Annotated in this window: 18 protein-coding genes; all 18 read right to left on the reverse strand. The window is 60.0% G+C overall.

Features of this window, described 5'->3' with window-relative positions:
* Position 1 precedes the first annotated feature (1 nt).
* The 18 genes from I6E56_RS01685 to rpsD all read right to left on the reverse strand — a co-directional run bounded on the left by I6E56_RS01685 (position 2) and on the right by rpsD (position 15686).
* The gene (locus I6E56_RS01685; protein ID WP_197135593.1) at positions 2-949 is read right to left on the reverse strand and encodes an aspartate carbamoyltransferase catalytic subunit; all 948 of its coding nucleotides are present in this window, start codon (positions 947-949) and stop codon (positions 2-4) included.
* On the reverse strand, positions 946-1473 hold the full coding sequence (pyrR, locus tag I6E56_RS01690; RefSeq protein WP_197135595.1) for a bifunctional pyr operon transcriptional regulator/uracil phosphoribosyltransferase PyrR: 528 nt from the start codon (positions 1471-1473) through the stop codon (positions 946-948). Before pyrR ends, I6E56_RS01685 begins: the two co-directional genes overlap by 4 nt.
* Positions 1474-1551: 78 nt before the next feature.
* Positions 1552-2382 carry an ABC transporter permease gene (locus I6E56_RS01695; RefSeq protein ID WP_307842720.1) on the reverse strand — a complete coding sequence of 277 codons (831 nt, stop codon included), beginning with the start codon at positions 2380-2382 and terminating at the stop codon, positions 1552-1554.
* Between the two features lie 10 nt (positions 2383-2392).
* Positions 2393-3433 (reverse strand): aliphatic sulfonate ABC transporter substrate-binding protein, encoded by a 1041-nt coding sequence (locus I6E56_RS01700; protein WP_197135597.1) that lies wholly within the window; start codon positions 3431-3433, stop codon positions 2393-2395.
* A 53-nt stretch (positions 3434-3486) separates the two neighbouring features.
* Positions 3487-4299, reverse strand: coding sequence for an ABC transporter ATP-binding protein (locus tag I6E56_RS01705; RefSeq protein ID WP_197135599.1), 813 nt, complete (start codon positions 4297-4299; stop codon positions 3487-3489).
* Between the two features lie 91 nt (positions 4300-4390).
* On the reverse strand, positions 4391-4804 hold the full coding sequence (gene nusB, locus I6E56_RS01710) for a transcription antitermination factor NusB (protein WP_197105698.1): 414 nt from the start codon (positions 4802-4804) through the stop codon (positions 4391-4393).
* Entirely contained in the window at positions 4805-5368 is a 564-nt protein-coding gene (gene efp, locus I6E56_RS01715; RefSeq protein WP_197105699.1) for an elongation factor P, read from the reverse strand.
* Positions 5369-5439: 71 nt separating this feature from the next.
* Positions 5440-5895, reverse strand: coding sequence for a type II 3-dehydroquinate dehydratase (locus tag I6E56_RS01720; protein WP_197135601.1), 456 nt, complete (start codon positions 5893-5895; stop codon positions 5440-5442).
* Between the two features lie 26 nt (positions 5896-5921).
* Entirely contained in the window at positions 5922-6998 is a 1077-nt protein-coding gene (gene aroB, locus I6E56_RS01725) for a 3-dehydroquinate synthase (protein WP_197124590.1), read from the reverse strand.
* Complete coding sequence (locus I6E56_RS01730; protein WP_197135603.1) at positions 6995-7504, reverse strand: shikimate kinase; 510 nt, start codon at positions 7502-7504, stop codon at positions 6995-6997. The genes aroB and I6E56_RS01730 overlap by 4 nt, the downstream gene beginning before the upstream one ends.
* Positions 7494-8699, reverse strand: coding sequence for a chorismate synthase (aroC, locus tag I6E56_RS01735; RefSeq protein ID WP_197135604.1), 1206 nt, complete (start codon positions 8697-8699; stop codon positions 7494-7496). The genes I6E56_RS01730 and aroC overlap by 11 nt, the downstream gene beginning before the upstream one ends.
* Positions 8700-8744: 45 nt before the next feature.
* The gene (locus I6E56_RS01740; protein WP_231606209.1) at positions 8745-9611 is read right to left on the reverse strand and encodes a shikimate dehydrogenase; all 867 of its coding nucleotides are present in this window, start codon (positions 9609-9611) and stop codon (positions 8745-8747) included.
* Between the two features lie 11 nt (positions 9612-9622).
* Entirely contained in the window at positions 9623-11119 is a 1497-nt protein-coding gene (gene mltG / locus I6E56_RS01745; RefSeq protein WP_197135606.1) for an endolytic transglycosylase MltG, read from the reverse strand.
* Positions 11120-11122: 3 nt separating this feature from the next.
* A complete protein-coding gene (ruvX, locus tag I6E56_RS01750) occupies positions 11123-11584 on the reverse strand; it encodes a Holliday junction resolvase RuvX (RefSeq protein ID WP_197135607.1) in 462 nt (153 codons plus the stop codon).
* A 3-nt stretch (positions 11585-11587) separates the two neighbouring features.
* The gene (gene alaS, locus I6E56_RS01755; RefSeq protein WP_197135608.1) at positions 11588-14242 is read right to left on the reverse strand and encodes an alanine--tRNA ligase; all 2655 of its coding nucleotides are present in this window, start codon (positions 14240-14242) and stop codon (positions 11588-11590) included.
* A 47-nt stretch (positions 14243-14289) separates the two neighbouring features.
* Positions 14290-14517 carry a hypothetical protein gene (locus I6E56_RS01760; RefSeq protein ID WP_197105707.1) on the reverse strand — a complete coding sequence of 76 codons (228 nt, stop codon included), beginning with the start codon at positions 14515-14517 and terminating at the stop codon, positions 14290-14292.
* A gap of 58 nt (positions 14518-14575) precedes the next feature.
* Positions 14576-14938, reverse strand: a complete 363-nt coding sequence (locus I6E56_RS01765; RefSeq protein ID WP_197105708.1) for a DUF948 domain-containing protein — start codon at positions 14936-14938, stop codon at positions 14576-14578.
* Between the two features lie 118 nt (positions 14939-15056).
* Complete coding sequence (gene rpsD / locus I6E56_RS01770; RefSeq protein ID WP_010202678.1) at positions 15057-15686, reverse strand: 30S ribosomal protein S4; 630 nt, start codon at positions 15684-15686, stop codon at positions 15057-15059.
* Positions 15687-15870: the final 184 nt, after the last annotated feature.

Here is a 15870-nt window from a genome sequence, read left to right on the forward strand (position 1 = left end):
CTCACCGCTCCACAGCTCCGGACAGCAAGTGATACAGCACCGACATTCTGACGGAGACGCCATTCGCCACTTGCTCAAGCACTGTCGATTGTGGTGAATCCGCGGCTCCCGCCGAGATTTCCAGACCGCGGTTCATCGGCCCGGGGTGCATGACCATGCTACTTGTTGGCAGAGCGGTCATCCGTTCGTCATTGAGCCCCCACTGGCGTGAATACTCACGCGCGTTGGGGAAAAATGCGGCCGTCATACGCTCGGCCTGCACTCGCAGCATCATGATGACGTCTGGACCTTGCGCGATCGCGTCGTCAAGGTCGTAGGAGACCTCGACTGGCCACCCACTGAGGTTCACGGGAAGAAGAGTCGCCGGGGCAACCAGCGTCACCTGGGCGCCGAGCGTCGTCAGCAGCCAGACGTTCGAGCGCGCCACTCGAGAGTGAACGATGTCTCCCACGATCGTGACGGTCACACCGTCCAACCCTTTGCCCCGCGCAGCAGCCCCGTGAAGACGACGACGAATCGTGAAAGCATCGAGCAGCGCTTGAGTCGGATGCTCATGCGTGCCGTCACCGGCATTCACAATTCCGGCATCGATCCAGCCTGCATCGGCCAAAGTCTTCGGGGCGCCGGATGCCCAGTGTCGAACGACGACCGCGTCGGCTCCCATGGCAGCGAGAGTCTGAGCGGTGTCCTTGAGGTTCTCCCCCTTGGATACGCTCGATCCCTTGGCTGCAAAGTTGATGACATCAGCGCTCAGTCGCTTCGCCGCTGCTTCGAATGAGATACGCGTGCGCGTTGAGTCTTCGAAGAAGAGGTTGATCACGGTTTTACCGCGCAGCGTCGGAAGCTTCTTCACTTCGCGCTCGGAGACTGCCGCCATATCTTCGGCGACATCAAGAATCGCGATAGCTTCGTCGCGGGGCAGGCCCTGGGTGCTGAGTAGGTGCCTCATCCGATCGTCACCTCATCCGATCCGTCGATCTCTTCAAGGCGCACGTTAATACGTTCCTCCATCGAGCTGGGAAGATTCTTACCCACGAAGTCGGCCCGGATCGGAAACTCCCGGTGACCGCGGTCGACCAGAACCGCCAGCCGTACGGCGCGAGGGCGACCGAGATCGCCGAGAGCGTCGAGTGCGGCACGGATGGTGCGCCCGGAATACAACACGTCGTCGACCAGCACGACGGTCTTGCCGTCAATACCACCGGCCGGGATATCGGTCGGGCCAGTTGCTCGAGTGGGATTCTGTGCCAGATCATCGCGGTACATCGTGACGTCGAGCACCCCTGATGTCACGGGCGTCGGGTCGACCGATTGGATGATGGCCGCGATACGCCTAGCGAGAGTGACCCCACGCGTAGGAATACCGAGAATGACGAGATCGTCTGAACCGCGATTGGACTCAAGGATTTCATGGGAAATCCGAGTCAACGCTCGGGTGATATCAGCATGCTGCAAGACAGTGCGTACAGACATTCTGACCTCCTTCCCCGCCTCTCTGGACGGAATTTAAAGGAAATCTGTTTCACCGACTATACCGCGCTCGCGGCAGCGCTACGACCCCCAGCGTTTCAGTAAGAAACGTTCGAGTAGGCCGACCGCGCTATCCGTGCCCTTGCCCAGAATTCCGAGCAGGATGATCGTGAGAAACAGTCGATCTATTCGGCCGTTCTGTTGCGAATCGACGAGCAGGAAGCCGAGACCGAGCGAGGCTCCGAGCAACTCCCCGGCGACCAAGAAGAGCCAGGCCTGAGCCAGAGCGAGCCGCAGAGACGAGATCACGGCGGGGACTACGGCCGGCAACTGCACGAGGCTCAGCAACGCCGGACCTGAGTAGCCGTAGCTGCGTCCCAGCTCCACTAGATGAGCATCCACATGCCGAAGGGCCGGGGCAACCGTTGTATAGACCGGAAAGAACGCTCCAATAGCGACGAGAGCGACTTTCGAGTCTTCATTGAGACCGAGGTAGAGGCCGAGTAGCGGCACCCATGCCAAGGACGGCACGGCGCGCAGTGCGCCCAGAGTCGGTGCGAAGAGTTCGGATGCCCGTGCCGAGAGGCCCACAATCGAGGCGAGCGCCAGTCCGACAATCGCCCCAATTCCGAACCCGAGCAGTACGCGCTGCGTGGAGATCGCGATGTGTTGGTACAGCACTCCGCGCTCGTAGAGATCGACTCCCGCGGCCCATACGCTTAGCGGCGTCGGGAGCCGATAGCTCGGCACCAAGCCTGATGTCGCGATCGCTTGCCAGAGAACGATCACGGCGATGGGAATCACTGCGCCGAGGATGGTGGCCCGCACCCAACGGCGTCGCGGCCGTGGTAGCGCCGACGCGACGGGAACCGGGGCACCCGTCGCGTCGTCGACCAGAGGCCTCTCGAGCACCGGCGTTCCGCTACTCAGTGACACGACTCGGGTCCGCAGCGTCTACGTATGTTGTGTCGAAGAGCGACGCAAGAGCGTCGTCGATTTGCGACTGCTCCGCAACAGCACCAGAGTCAACAAAGATCGGACCGATCACGTTGAGCACATCGAGCTGCTTCTGGCCTGGGGCCGGGTCGATGGCGAGATTGGTGCGTTCCAGCAGCACCGAGTTGGCGATGGGGAGATCGATACCGGCGACATCCGCAAAGATAGCGGCGGCGTCATCCGGGCTATCGGCGGCCCACTGACGCGCCTTCTCGTACGCATCAACGACAAGCTGCGCGAGGTCAGGCGATGTCTCGAGAAAGCTCTCCGTAGCGTTGAGGAAGCCATAGCTATTGAAGTCAGGATTGTCGTACACGATTCGCGAACCTGCGTTCACGACCGATGCACTCATGAGTGGATCGAGCCCGGCCCACGCATCAACCGTGCCCGCTTCGAGCGCGGTCTTTCCGTCAGCGTGCTGAAGCTGAGTGATCGTGACCTCCTCAAGTTCGATACCGGCTTCCGCGAGAGTCTGGAGCAGGAAGAAGTAGGGGTCGGTGCCCGCATTGGCCGCGATGTTCTTGCCGCGAAGGTCATCTGCCGACTGAATGTCTGAATCGGCGGCAACGACAATTGCTGACCAGTTGGGCTGCGAGTAGACATCAATCGTCTTGATCGGCGAACCATTGGCACGGGCCAGAAGCGCTGCGGAACCTGCCGTCGATCCCACGTCAAGCGAACCGGAGCGAAGCGCATCGTTAGCCGCAGCGGAGCCGGATGACTGAATCCAGGTGACTTCAACGTCATCACCGAGAGTCTCTTCTAGCCAGCCCTCTTCTTTGATGATGAGGCTGAGCGGGTTGTAGGTCGCGAAGTCGACCGTGAGGTGGTCACTGCTCCAGCCAGCGGTGGTGTCAGGGGCATCGGGTGAGAGCGACGAGCCTTCACCTTCGACGCAGCCCGAGACGCCAAGAGCGAGAACAAGAACACCAGCGGCAACGGAAGCGATACGAGAACGGGGAGACATAGTTTCCTTCAGACAGAGAAATGAGAATGGATGACGGGGAAAGTTCAGTGGTACTAGCGAGCTGAGAGATGGTGAGTGGGAACGCCAAGACCTTCGAGCAGCTCAGCGCGCAGTTCGGCAAGATCTCCACTTCCCCGGTCACGAGGGCGTAGGCCCGGCACGACGACGGTGGAACGGATGCTGGCGTGCGCAGCGCTTTCCGTGGGGTCAATCGCGCCGAGCAGAATCACGCGGTCGGCGAGATATAGGGCCTCATCGACATCGTGAGTGACGATGACGATCGTCGCGGGCTCTGCAGCGTGGAGATCGAGCAGTAGGTCCTGCATCGAGAGGCGGGTAAGAGCGTCGAGTGCGCCAAATGGTTCGTCGAGTAGGAGAACACCAGGGCGACGCGCCAACGCTCTCGCGAGGGACACACGCTGGGCCATGCCACCAGAAATCTCTCGCGGACGAAGATGGGCCGATGACGAGAGCTTCACCAGCTCCAGCAGTTCGGCAACGCGGTCTCGGTCAGCGCTGGTGCGCTTTCCCCGTGGCAGGCCGACTTCGACGTTACGGGTGATCGAACGCCACGGCAGAAGGCGAGGTTCTTGGAACGCGATTGCGGAGCGGGCATCCAGTCCAGTGACGGGAACGCCACCGATACCGATGGAGCCACCGGTCGGACTGTCCAAGCCACCGATGTGCCGCAGCAGCGTCGACTTGCCACAGCCGGAGGGCCCGATCAGCGCAACAATCTCGCCGGCAGCGATCTCGAGTGAGAGCTCGTTCAAAACAGCGCGGTCACCAAAGCGGCGCGACAGCTCACGAATGGAGACAGGCAGCGCATCGGCTGGGGTGCTGGAGCGAAGGGACGAAGAACTCATCCCTGAACGCTAGGACCGCGGGGATGCCGTGGCCAGCGCGGTCGTAACGTAGCGTCACGCACGGGCGTAACGCTACGTCACATAAGGCGAACTATTCGGTGCTGGCCGCGATGCGACCAAGCAAACCATTGATGAATCCGGCGGAGTCTTCGGTCGAGTGCACTTTGGCAGATTCGACGGCTTCAGAGATTGCGACGCCGGTCGGAACCTCATCGTTGTACATGATTTCCCAGAGACCAATGCGGAGCAAAGCGCGATCGACCGCAGGCATGCGGTTCAAAGGCCAGCCCTGCGAATAGGTCTCGATGAGTTCATCGATTTCTTCGCCGTGCTCGGTGATTCCGACCACGATGTCTTGAGCGTACGCCCACGCCGTAGCGCGAGCCGGTTCACTCATCGCGCGGGAAGATTCGGCCGCGAGAGCTGCGTTGATGCTCTCGCCGCGAACATCCGCGCCGTACATGACGTCAAGCGCGCGCTTACGCGCCTTGCTGCGGGCCCCCATTTAGTCGTTCACGCGACCGAGGTAGCTGCCATCACGAGTGTCGACCTTGACGCGGGTGCCCTGTTCAACGAACAGCGGAACCTGAATCTGGTAACCGGTCTCCACGGTGGCGGGCTTGCTGCCACCGGTGGAACGGTCGCCCTGAAGGCCAGGCTCGGTGTACGTGATTTCGAGAACAACGGATGCCGGAAGCTCTACATAGAGCGGCTCGCCGTTGTGCAACGCGATAACGACGTTCTGGTTTTCGAGCATAAAGTTTGCAGCATCGCCAACAGCGGTCTCGCTCAGAGTGATCTGGTCGTAGTCGCTCGTGTTCATGAACACGAAGTTTTCGAGATCCTTGTACAGGTACTGGAACTCGGAACGGTCAACGGTTTCGGTTTCAATCTTGGCGCCAGCGTTGAAGGTGCGGTCTACGGTTTTGCCCGAGCGCACGTTCTTCACCTTGGTGCGAACAAACGCACCGCCCTTGCCGGGCTTAACGTGTTGGAACTCGATAACGGTCCACAAGCCACCGTCCATATTGAGAACGACGCCGTTCCTGATGTCAGCGGTAGAGGCCATGCGTAAATCCGTTTCTGTTAACGAGTAAAAGCGCGATTAAGTCGACAAGCGACAAAAACCAACATTCGAGTCTAACTGAGTCGTCGAGCAACCGCGTCGAGGGCAAGAATATAGGAGTCGAAACCGAATCCAGCGATGACGCCGGTGGCAACGCCCGAGATGACGCTGGTGTGGCGGAATTCTTCCCGCGCGTGCGGGTTAGTGATGTGCACTTCGACCAAGGACAACCCCGCACCCGATACCTGGGCCGCAGCATCCCGAAGAGCGTAGGAGTAGTGCGTGAAGGCCGCCGGGTTCATGATGACGGGGGCGCCAGCATCCACAGCTTCATGCAACCACGAAATCAGTTCGGTCTCGCTGTCGGTCTGACGAAAATCGAGAACAATGGATGCCGCGTTGGGCAACGTCTGCACGTGAGCCTCGAGCTCGGCGCTCAAGTCGACGAGAGTTCCTCCGCCATAGACATCGGGTTCTCTGCTGCCAAGACGGCCGAGATTAGGGCCGTTGAGCACGAATACTGTAGTCACCGCTCCACTCTAGCGAGGGAGCCCCGCTAGACCCCTACTTCTTGATACGCGGAGTACAGCATGGCTTCGTCTGGTCCATTGAGCATCGACGTGTGGCCGACCGAATCGAGCACGACAAATCGGATCATGCCTGCGCGGGCCTTCTTGTCGCGCTGCATCGTGGCGAGCAACGTATTCCAGCGGCCGAGAGGGTAATCAATGGGAAGACTCAGCGACTGCAGGATGCTGCGGTGACGATCAACCACATCTGAGCTCAACGAACCCGCGAGATGCGCGAGCTCGGCAGCAAACACCATTCCGACCGACACTGCGGCACCGTGGCGCCAGCGGTAGCGTTCGGCGTGCTCGATCGCGTGCCCAAGAGTGTGGCCGTAATTCAGCGTCTCGCGCAGACCCTTCTCCATAAAGTCTTCGCCAACAACGCGGGCCTTAAGCCCGATCGACAGTTCAACGACACGACGGAACGACTCCGAATGCGGATCGGTCACCGCATCCACGTCGGCTTCGATCAGGTCGAGGATCTCTGGCTCACCGATAAAACCGCACTTCACGATCTCTGCGAAGCCAGCCAGAACCTCGTTACGAGGGAGGTCATCAAGCACATCGAGGTCAGCCACGACCGCGCTCGGCGCGTAGAACGCACCAACGAGGTTTTTGCCCTCAGCGGTGTTAATCCCCGTCTTGCCACCCACGGCAGCATCAACCATTCCCGCAACGCTCGTCGGGCACTGAATAAGCTTCACGCCGCGCAACCACGTCGCCGCGACAAAGCCCGCGAGGTCTGTTGATGCCCCGCCGCCGAAGCCGATGACGGCATCCGTGCGCGTGAAATCGGTCTGGCCCATGATCTGCCAGCAGAATGCGGCGACTTCGATTCGCTTCGCATCTTCGGCATCCGGAACCTCAGCGAGAAGCACTTCATAGTTTTCCGACAGCGAGTCGCGCAGGGCATTCGCTCGCGCGCCCAGCGTCGCCGGGTGGATGATGAGCACCTTCGCGACGCGCGGGCCGAGCTGTTCCGCAAGTTTCGGCAACAAACCGCGGCCGACGAGAACGTCGTAAGGATTGGTCCCGGCGACCGGGATGATCGTAGTTTCGGTCATTGCTGTTGGGTTCCCAACCAGTCGGCGATTTCGCGCGCGACTTTTTCCATTGGCTTGAGTGAGGTATCGATCGTGAGCGACGACAACTCGTCGTAAATGGGGCGACGAGCTTCGACGAGTTTCTCCCACTCGTCCGCGTTCTTAACCAGGGGCCGCTTGCTGCCAGCGATACGAAGTCGAGCGGCAGCCTTTGACATGGTCAATTGCACAACGCGGTGCGATGCGAGGTCGGCCTGGGTGTCGAGGTTGAGCACTGCTCCCCCGCCCAGAGTGACAACAGCGGGTTCAAGTAGAGCGTTGGCGACTGCTTCGCGCTCTCGCTCCCGAAAATACTCTTCCCCGAATTCGGCGAATAATTCCGGGATGGGACCGTGGGATGCGACGACCACTTTGTCAGTGTCGATCAGTGGAGCATCCAGAATCTTCGCCAGCTTCTTGCCAGCCCGCGTCTTTCCGGCGCCCGGTGCACCGATGATGACTACGAGCGCACCACCGTCATTCAGCACGTGACGCCCGTGTGGTGTTGAGCGGCTCCGGGATCGCGGCAAGGTACGAGTCGAGGTTGCGTTTGGTCTCGCCTAGCGAATCGCCTCCGAACTTCTCAAGCACTGAGTTCGCGAGCGTCAAGGCGACCATGGCTTCGGCAACCACTCCAGCGGCGGGCACGGCACACACGTCGGAGCGTTGGTGGTGCGCGACAGCAGCCTCACCGGTGGCGATATCGACCGTGCGCAATGCCCGGGGCACGGTTGAAATGGGCTTCATCGCGGCGCGCACCCGCAAGACGGTGCCGGTGGTCATGCCCCCCTCGATGCCGCCGGCGCGGTCGCTGAGGCGCGAGATGCCATCGTCATCCTGCACAAGTTCGTCATGAGCGACAGAACCGCGACGACCAGCGGTCTCAAAGCCATCCCCAACTTCGACGCCCTTGATGGCTTGAATTCCCATGAGCGCGGCAGAGAGTTGCGCATCGAGCCGGCGATCCCAATGCGTGTACGAGCCGAGCCCGGGCGGAAGACCATAAGCGAGAACTTCGACTACTCCCCCGAGGGTGTCGCCGTCTTCATGGGCCTGGTCAACTTCGGCAACCATGCGCTCAGACGTCTCACGGTCGAAACAGCGCAGCAGATCAGCATCGAGCGCCGCGACGTCGTCCGGCGACGGAAGCGCGCTGCCCTCAGGAGACCTAACAGTGCCGATAGAAAGCGTGTGGCTCACCAACCGGATGCCGAGCCCACCCAGGAAGGCGCGAGCGATCGCTCCAAGCGCCACCCGAGCTGCAGTCTCGCGGGCGCTAGCGCGCTCAAGCACATTGCGGGACTCGGCGAAGTCGTATTTCTGCATACCGACGAGGTCGGCGTGGCCAGGGCGAGGGCGCGTGAGTGCGGCACCGCGGCCCTTCGGCAGAGTTTCGGGATCGACAGGAACGGGGCTCATCACGTCGACCCAGCGAGGCCACTCGGTGTTACCGATTCGCAGCGCGATGGGGCTACCCATCGTGGCGCCAAAGCGGATCCCACCGCTCAGCGTCAATTCATCCTGCTCGAACTTCATACGCGCGCCGCGGCCGTAACCGAGCGTACGACGCACAAGATCCGCCTGAATCTGCTCAGGAGAAATGGGGACGCCCGACGGCATCCCCTCAAGGATCGCGACCAATTCTGGGCCGTGAGATTCACCGGCCGTTAACCATCGAAGCATGCGTCAATCCTCCCACATGCGCGGGTGACACTTTCGCGCTATCCGCTACGAGTGGATGTGACCATCAGGGGGTTCGATAGCCGTACGCATCGCGTCGATCGCGTCCGCTTCGTGGGGCAGCGGCACGTCTGCGGTGCCTGCCGCAAAGATCCGCACTTGCGCAATCGCCTGATTGATTAAGAGATCGTGGCCAGAAATGACCCTGCCATCCACTTCATACCAGCTCTGTGCGACATCGCTCGGCCACGGATCGTAGGCCACATCGAAAAGCACTGCGCCTCGGCGCACGCTTTCAGCGAAGGTTAGGTCCATTGCGCCGCCGGGAACGGTCGTCATAATCACGTCCGGAGTGGCAGCAGCTGTCATAGCTTCCTTCCACTGACGCAATGTCAGAGTCGCCCCGAGAGACTCGCCAAGCTTTTTCAGTGGCTCCGCCTTCGAAGGGGTGCGCGCAAAAATCTCAATACTCTGAGCGCCCATTCGAATGGATGCCACGAGAAGTGAGGCTGCAGTGGCCCCTGCTCCCAAGATCCACACGGACTCGAGGTTCGAAAGGCCCGCGTCGAGAAAGCTGCGCATTGCGCCCTCGACATCCGTGTTGTAGCCCCAAAGGTGCCCCTCGCTGACTACGACGGTGTTCGCTCCGCCGACGAGCTCCACAAGCGGGTCAGCCCAATCAAGCAGTGGCACGACGTCACGTTTGAGCGGCATCGTGAGCGAGAGTCCCCGCCAACGACGGTCAAGTGCACCCAGAAATGCGGGAAGCGACTCCCCTGTTAATTCAACGGCGTCATACTCCCAGTCAAAACCGAGAGTCTCGTAAGCTGCACGATGGATCGTAGGGCTCAACGAATGAGCAATCGGCGAACCGAGTACCGCGAGCTTGGAACGATCGGATGTTTCAGCCGGCATCTTAGGACTCTCTAGCAATAGCTTGCATTCTCATCACTTGCGGCACACCAGTCGCGCAACTGTTGCGCCGCCGCTTCGTGGTCGTCGACATTGGTCGTGAATACTGTTTCGCCCGTCGCCAGGTTGATCGGCACGAAGAATAGCCAGTCACCGTCTGCAGGGTTAATCGCAGCGTCAATCGCCAGTTCACCTGGCAAACCGATAGGGCCGACCGGTAGTCCGGGGTTCGCATAGGTGTTGTACGGGTTGCTCGCATCCGCACGTTCGGCATCCGTCGTCCATACCGTGTGCAGATTGCCTGTGCCGTACGCGACAGTGGCATCAGATTGCAGCAGCATGTCCTGATCGAGCCGGTTATAGAACACACGCGAAATCTTGTAGAAGTCGTCGGTGTTCGGACCTGCTTCTCGTTGCACGAGTGCTGCCATAGTCAGAATGCGGTATCGGTCCTCTTCCGCGACGCCAGCGGCATCCAATTTCTCGTACATCGTGTTGACCATCAGGTCGAGCAGGGCGTAGGGATCCTGGCCGCCGTCGAGCTCATAGGTCGCGGGGAATAGATACCCCTCGAGACTCACGGCTTCCGCGGGAAGCCCGAAGTGTTCGAGGTCCTCGGATGCCGCTTGCAGATCTGCTAACGCAATACCGGTCGTCTCAGAAATGATCTCCAGCGCGTTGGGCAGCGTCGTGCCCTCGGTGATGAGAAGCCTGTCCGTCACAATGTTTTCGGAATCGAGGAGCGCGTCGAGAGCAGATTGCGCACTCATCTCTTTTTGGAGCGAGTAGTTTCCGGGAAAGAATGCCGGGTCGGTTTCTTGCGCCAAGAGCAGATCATAGAAAGCATCAAAGCTCATGGTGACTCCGGCGACGTTCAGGCTTCGCGCGATGTCAGAGCCGATATCACCCGAGTTGACCGTGACGATAACCTCTTCGCCATTGCCGGTGCCTTCAAAGTCATTGGCGATTTCCCAGCCAAGAACTTCGCGAATCTGGTCTTCGTAATTGACCCAAGCGTACGCCACGGCTCCAGCGCCGAGGAGCGCAATAATGAGCAACGGCAAGCCGACGATGAGACCCCAGCGACGCTTCTTACGATGTGGCTCGTCACTCGCGGCATCGCCGAGCTGACCCGCCGCAGCGCCAGTTGCGCCACCATTCTCGCCGCCCGAATCTGCCGTTCCTGCCGTAAGTTCTTCGAACGTTGCAAAAGCGTCAGCTTCACGTGCTGCTTGAGTCACTGCGGGAATATGCGGATCGTTACCAGGTCGGGCAGCTGCAGCCTCTTGGGCCGCGCGTGCCTCTCGGCGCGTCATCGGCTTACCGCTGGCGACGGGTGGAGGTGCTCCTGCAGCAGCACTCGCGGCGTCAGTCTCGTCGGGATGGGCAACAGGCTCCGTCGCGTCAGTTGAGCGATCGGTCCCGTGTGCAGCCGCGTCCCGGGCTGACTTGGGCGCACTGTCGACGGGTTGCTCGCCGAAAATGTCTTCCCAGTTCGGTTCGTCAGCCATAATTTAGGGTCCTTGCGTCGGGTCCACGAGCTCTCCGGGCGGACGGGCCGCCGAGCGCTCGAAGTCGAGGGCATGTTGCAAAATTATAACGGCGGCAACCTGATCGACCACCGACCGTGAGTTCTTTGTCGTGCGACCGGATGCACGCAAAGCAGACTGCGCCGACATCGTCGTCATTCTTTCGTCCACTAACCGGACAGGCAGCGAAGATCGATCAGCAAGTTGTTGAGCAAACTCTCGCGCATCCCCCGTAGAGGCGGTATCTCGCCCCGACAGCGCAATGGGAAGCCCAACAACGAACTCAACCGCCTCATACTCCTCTGCAAGCGCGAGAATTCGCTTCACGCTCTTTTTGGCTCGTTGAACCGTCTCAACCGGAGTGGCCAGCATCCCGTGCGGGTCGCTACGCGCGACGCCGACACGGACCTTGCCGACGTCGACACCAATTCGGGTTCCCGCACGCATCCGTTACGCCGAGAGTCTCGACACAATGAGTGCGAGAGCGTCCGGTATGGCGGCGGTGTTCGCACCGCCACCTTGCGCGATATCTGGCTTTCCGCCACCGCCACCGCCGAGCACACCGGCGGCAGCCTTGGCAAGCTCGCCCGCCTTGAAACCGTGCGCCCGAGAGGCGTCATTGGTTGCGATGATCACGGCAGGCTTCTCGCCAATGGTTGCCGCGAGAGCAACGACTGCCGCTTCGGCGCCCAAACGTTCGCGCACCGACTGAACGAGACCGCGGAGGTCATCGGTGGAAGCCAACTCCCCAACGTTCTCGACGACCGCCGTGACGGATCCCACAACTTGAGCCGTTTCGACAAGAGCAGGAACGCGCTGTGAAAGCTGACCGGCCTCGAGCTGGGCAATCTTGCGCTCAGCAGCCTTCAGGTTTGCCAGCAACTCAGAGATGCGGTCAGGAAGCTGTTCGCGTGGCGTTTTCAGATTGGTGGTCAGCTCCGACACGATTGCCCGCTCGGTCGCAAAGTTACGGAAAGCGTTGAGACCAACGAGGGATTCAATTCGACGGTTAGCCGAACCAACAGACGACTCCCCCACAAGCGAGATCACACCGATTTCGGATGAGCGTGCCACGTGGGTTCCTGCACAGAGCTCGAGCGACCATGGGCCGCCAATCTCCACAACCCGCACGGTGTCGCCGTACTTCTCACCGAAAAGCGCCATCGCACCGAGATCCTTGGCATCATCCAGCGCCATGATGCGCGTCGACACTTCGAGATTGTCGCGCACAGCAGTGTTTGCGACCTCTTCGATCTCGGTCTTTGTCTCAGCAGAAAGAGCTTGCGACCACGAGAAGTCGAGGCGCATATAGCCAGCTTTATTGTACGAACCAGACTGATGCGCATCGTTGCCCAAAATCTGGCGGAGAGCCGCGTGGATCACGTGGGTCGCCGAGTGAGCCTGAGTCGCCCCGCGACGCCACTCAGCGTCGACGAGCGCGGTAGCCGGATCTCCGACGCCGACCTCGCCGGAAGTGACGGTGACCTTGTGACTAATCAGGCCTTTGACCGGGCGCTGTACGTCAAGGACGTCAAGGCTGAAACTCGCGCCGACAATGGTGCCAGCATCCGCTTCTTGGCCACCGGACTCGGCGTAGAGCGAAGTCTCCGCGAGAATAACTTCGGCAGTTTGCCCTGTCGTGGCTCGGTTCACCGAGACGCCGTCAACGATGATGCCAATGACACTGGACTCAGTTTCGAGGTTGTCGTAGCCAGTGAACGTTGTTTCACCGTGAGCACGGAATGCACCGTAGACGGAGAGATCTGCGAGGAACTGTTTCTTCGATCCGGCATCAGCTTTTGCACGGTCGCGCTGCTGTTTCATGAGCGTATCGAAAGCATCGCGATTGACGCTCAACCCCGCTTCAGCAGCCATCTCCAGAGTGAGGTCGATGGGGAATCCGAAGGTGTCATGCAACAAGAATGCTGTGTCGCTCGGCAGCTCAGTCGCGCCTGACTTCTTCGTGTTCTCTACTGCAGTGTCGAGAATTGTGGTGCCGCTCGCGAGGGTGCGCATGAAGACGTCTTCTTCGGCGAGCACGATGCGCGAGATACGGTCGTAGTCTTTTTCCACTTCAGGGTAGGCAGCCTTCATCGCATCGCGGGATGCCGGGAACAGCTCTGCGAACGTGGTTCCTTCGACGCCCAAGAGTCGCATTGCGCGCACGGTACGACGGAGCAAACGACGCAGCACATAGCCGCGGCCTTCGTTGCCGGGGGTCACGCCATCCGAGATCAGCATGAGGCTCGAACGCACGTGGTCAGCGACTACACGCAGTCGAACATCGGCCTCGTGGTCGGCACCGTAAGTGCGACCGGCTAGCTCCGCTGCCTTGTCGAGCACAGGACGAACCTGGTCGATTTCATACATGTTTTCGACGCCCTGCTTGAGGAACGCGACGCGCTCGAGCCCCATGCCGGTGTCGATGTTCTGCTTCGGAAGCTCACCAAGGATCGAGAAGTCTTTGCCCTTACCCTCGCCCCGCAAGTACTGCATGAAGACGAGGTTCCAGATTTCGACGTAACGGTCATCGTCTGTGGCGGGGCCACCATCTGCACCATAAGCGGGGCCGCGGTCGAAGAAAATCTCTGAGCACGGTCCAGCCGGCCCCGGCTGCCCCGTCGACCAGTAGTTGCTGTCCATGCCGAGTCGCTGGATGCGCTCATCCGGCAGCCCTGCGGTCTCTTTCCAGAACGCAACAGCGTCGTCGTCATCTTCGTACACGGTGACCCAGAGGTCGTCAGGTCGGAAACCGAGTCCGCCCTCATCCTCTGGCAGCGTCAGGAATTCCCATGCAAATTGAATGGCTTCTTTTTTGAAGTAGTCGCCAAACGAGAAGTTTCCATTCATCTGGAAGAACGTGCCGTGACGGGGAGTCTTGCCGACCTCTTCGATGTCGAGGGTACGGATGCACTTCTGCACGCTTGTGGCGCGGTCATACGGAGCCGGAACCAGACCGGTCAGATACGGAACGAACGGAACCATGCCGGCGACAGTGAAGAGCAGCGTCGGGTCATCGCTGACAAGCGAGGCGGAAGGAACGATCGTGTGGCCACGCTCACCAAAATAGGTCAGCCAACGTTTCTGGATTTCTGCGGTTTGCATGGGGATCCCCGGGAACTCAATGATGCGGCCCGAGGGCCCTGATGGTCTTACTTAGAACGCTGAGAGAAGTCAGCTACTGCTTCTTCGACATCCGCTACGGCGTCACGAAGCTCTGCTTCACGTTCGCGATAGCCATCGACAACAGCACTAGTGAACTCACGAGCTTTGCTGTCAACGTCGGAAAAGAACTGCTTTCCCTCTGGCGTTTTTGCGACTTGGTGTGCTGCCACGAACCCAACGGCAATTCCAACGACGAAAAGGACTGCGCCTTTCATGATTTCTCCTTCAGATTGGGGTAACACGAACCGTATTAGCTTAGGCGGTTTCGATGCCTCAGCGACGGCGCTTAGGGCGAAGGCTCAGCACAGCGGCCCGAACTCCGGCGCTGAAACCTGCGATCTTAATCAACGGACCGCCAACGGTCGCCGCGCCAAGGGCGACGAGGGCAGAAATGTTGCCCGTCGTCTCTTCCACATTGCGAGTGATGGCATCCACGCGCGCGATTTGCCGGTTAGTTTCCGAAATCGTTGTTGTGGCCTCGGTCAACATCGGATCGAGATTATCGCTCACCCCACGGATGGCGGTGCTGGTTTCGTCAAAGACCTTCCCCAGCTTGAGAAGAGGGACAGCAAGCAATGCCACCAGCACTGCGAACACTCCGGCCGCAATGAGCCCTGCGATATCTCCACCAGTCATGGTTACTCCCGTCAATCTGAAGAAAAGGTACAAGTACACGGTATTCGACAATTGTGCCGAACTCCGCCGTAAACCAAGAAAGGGCCGGAGCAAAAGCTCCGGCCCTTTCTTTCACTAGTTAGCGTGCTGCGTAGTACTCAACAACGAGCTGAACTTCACAGGTCACGGGAACTTCGGCGCGCTTGGGGCGACGTACGAGACGTGCCTGCAGCTTGTCGATTTCAACTTCGAGGTAACCAGGAGTCTTAGGAAGAACATCCACGTGTCCGCCAGCTGCGGCGACCTGGAAGATCTCCATGCCTTCGCTGCGAGCCTTGACGTGCATGAGCTGTCCCGGCTTGACGCGGAACGAGGGACGGTCGACGAGCTGGCCGTCAACCAAGATGTGGCGGTGAACGATCATCTGACGAGCCTGTGCGGTCGTGCGAGCAATTGCCGAACGAACGAGCAGAGCGTCGAGACGCATTTCGAGCTGCTCAACCAAGTTCTCACCGGTCAGGCCAGCGGTCTTGCGGGCTTCCTCGAACTGAATCTTCAGCTGAGCTTCACGGATGCCGTACTGGGCACGCAGACGCTGCTTCTCGCGAAGACGAACAGCATAGTCACTGTCCTGCTTGCGCTTGGTGCGGCCGTGCTCACCGGGAGCATAGGGGCGCTTTTCGAGGTACTTGGCAGCCTTCGGCGTGAGGGCAATGCCCAACGCGCGCGACAGGCGAGTCTTGCTACGGGTACGTGACTTAGTAGACACAGGATCCTTTTCGATTGATTCAAGTAAGAACAATCTGGCGATCACTCGCACGCGAACGCGCGTACACAACACACCAGACGAAGTAGAGGGATGACCCTAGGGAACCCGGTCGGCTACAGACCTGTGTTCCGCGATATTCGATTTCATTGCAGCCGCGCGCCGAAACCGTATCGTTGGGACGTGT

This window comes from Salinibacterium sp. NK8237 (assembly GCF_015864955.1).
Lineage (GTDB): Bacteria > Actinomycetota > Actinomycetes > Actinomycetales > Microbacteriaceae > Rhodoglobus.

Coding starts and splice junctions, on each gene's coding strand:
- I6E56_RS01685 (WP_197135593.1), bottom strand. CDS start 949: ATGAGGCACCTACTCAGCACCCAGGGCCTGCCCCGCGACGAAGCTATC.
- pyrR (WP_197135595.1), bottom strand. CDS start 1,473: ATGTCTGTACGCACTGTCTTGCAGCATGCTGATATCACCCGAGCGTTG.
- I6E56_RS01700 (WP_197135597.1), bottom strand. CDS start 3,433: ATGTCTCCCCGTTCTCGTATCGCTTCCGTTGCCGCTGGTGTTCTTGTT.
- I6E56_RS01705 (WP_197135599.1), bottom strand. CDS start 4,299: ATGAGTTCTTCGTCCCTTCGCTCCAGCACCCCAGCCGATGCGCTGCCT.
- nusB (WP_197105698.1), bottom strand. CDS start 4,804: ATGGGGGCCCGCAGCAAGGCGCGTAAGCGCGCGCTTGACGTCATGTAC.
- efp (WP_197105699.1), bottom strand. CDS start 5,368: ATGGCCTCTACCGCTGACATCAGGAACGGCGTCGTTCTCAATATGGAC.
- aroB (WP_197124590.1), bottom strand. CDS start 6,998: ATGACCGAAACTACGATCATCCCGGTCGCCGGGACCAATCCTTACGAC.
- aroC (WP_197135604.1), bottom strand. CDS start 8,699: ATGCTTCGATGGTTAACGGCCGGTGAATCTCACGGCCCAGAATTGGTC.
- I6E56_RS01740 (WP_231606209.1), bottom strand. CDS start 9,611: ATGCCGGCTGAAACATCCGATCGTTCCAAGCTCGCGGTACTCGGTTCG.
- mltG (WP_197135606.1), bottom strand. CDS start 11,119: ATGGCTGACGAACCGAACTGGGAAGACATTTTCGGCGAGCAACCCGTC.
- ruvX (WP_197135607.1), bottom strand. CDS start 11,584: ATGCGTGCGGGAACCCGAATTGGTGTCGACGTCGGCAAGGTCCGTGTC.
- alaS (WP_197135608.1), bottom strand. CDS start 14,242: ATGCAAACCGCAGAAATCCAGAAACGTTGGCTGACCTATTTTGGTGAG.
- I6E56_RS01760 (WP_197105707.1), bottom strand. CDS start 14,517: ATGAAAGGCGCAGTCCTTTTCGTCGTTGGAATTGCCGTTGGGTTCGTG.
- I6E56_RS01765 (WP_197105708.1), bottom strand. CDS start 14,938: ATGACTGGTGGAGATATCGCAGGGCTCATTGCGGCCGGAGTGTTCGCA.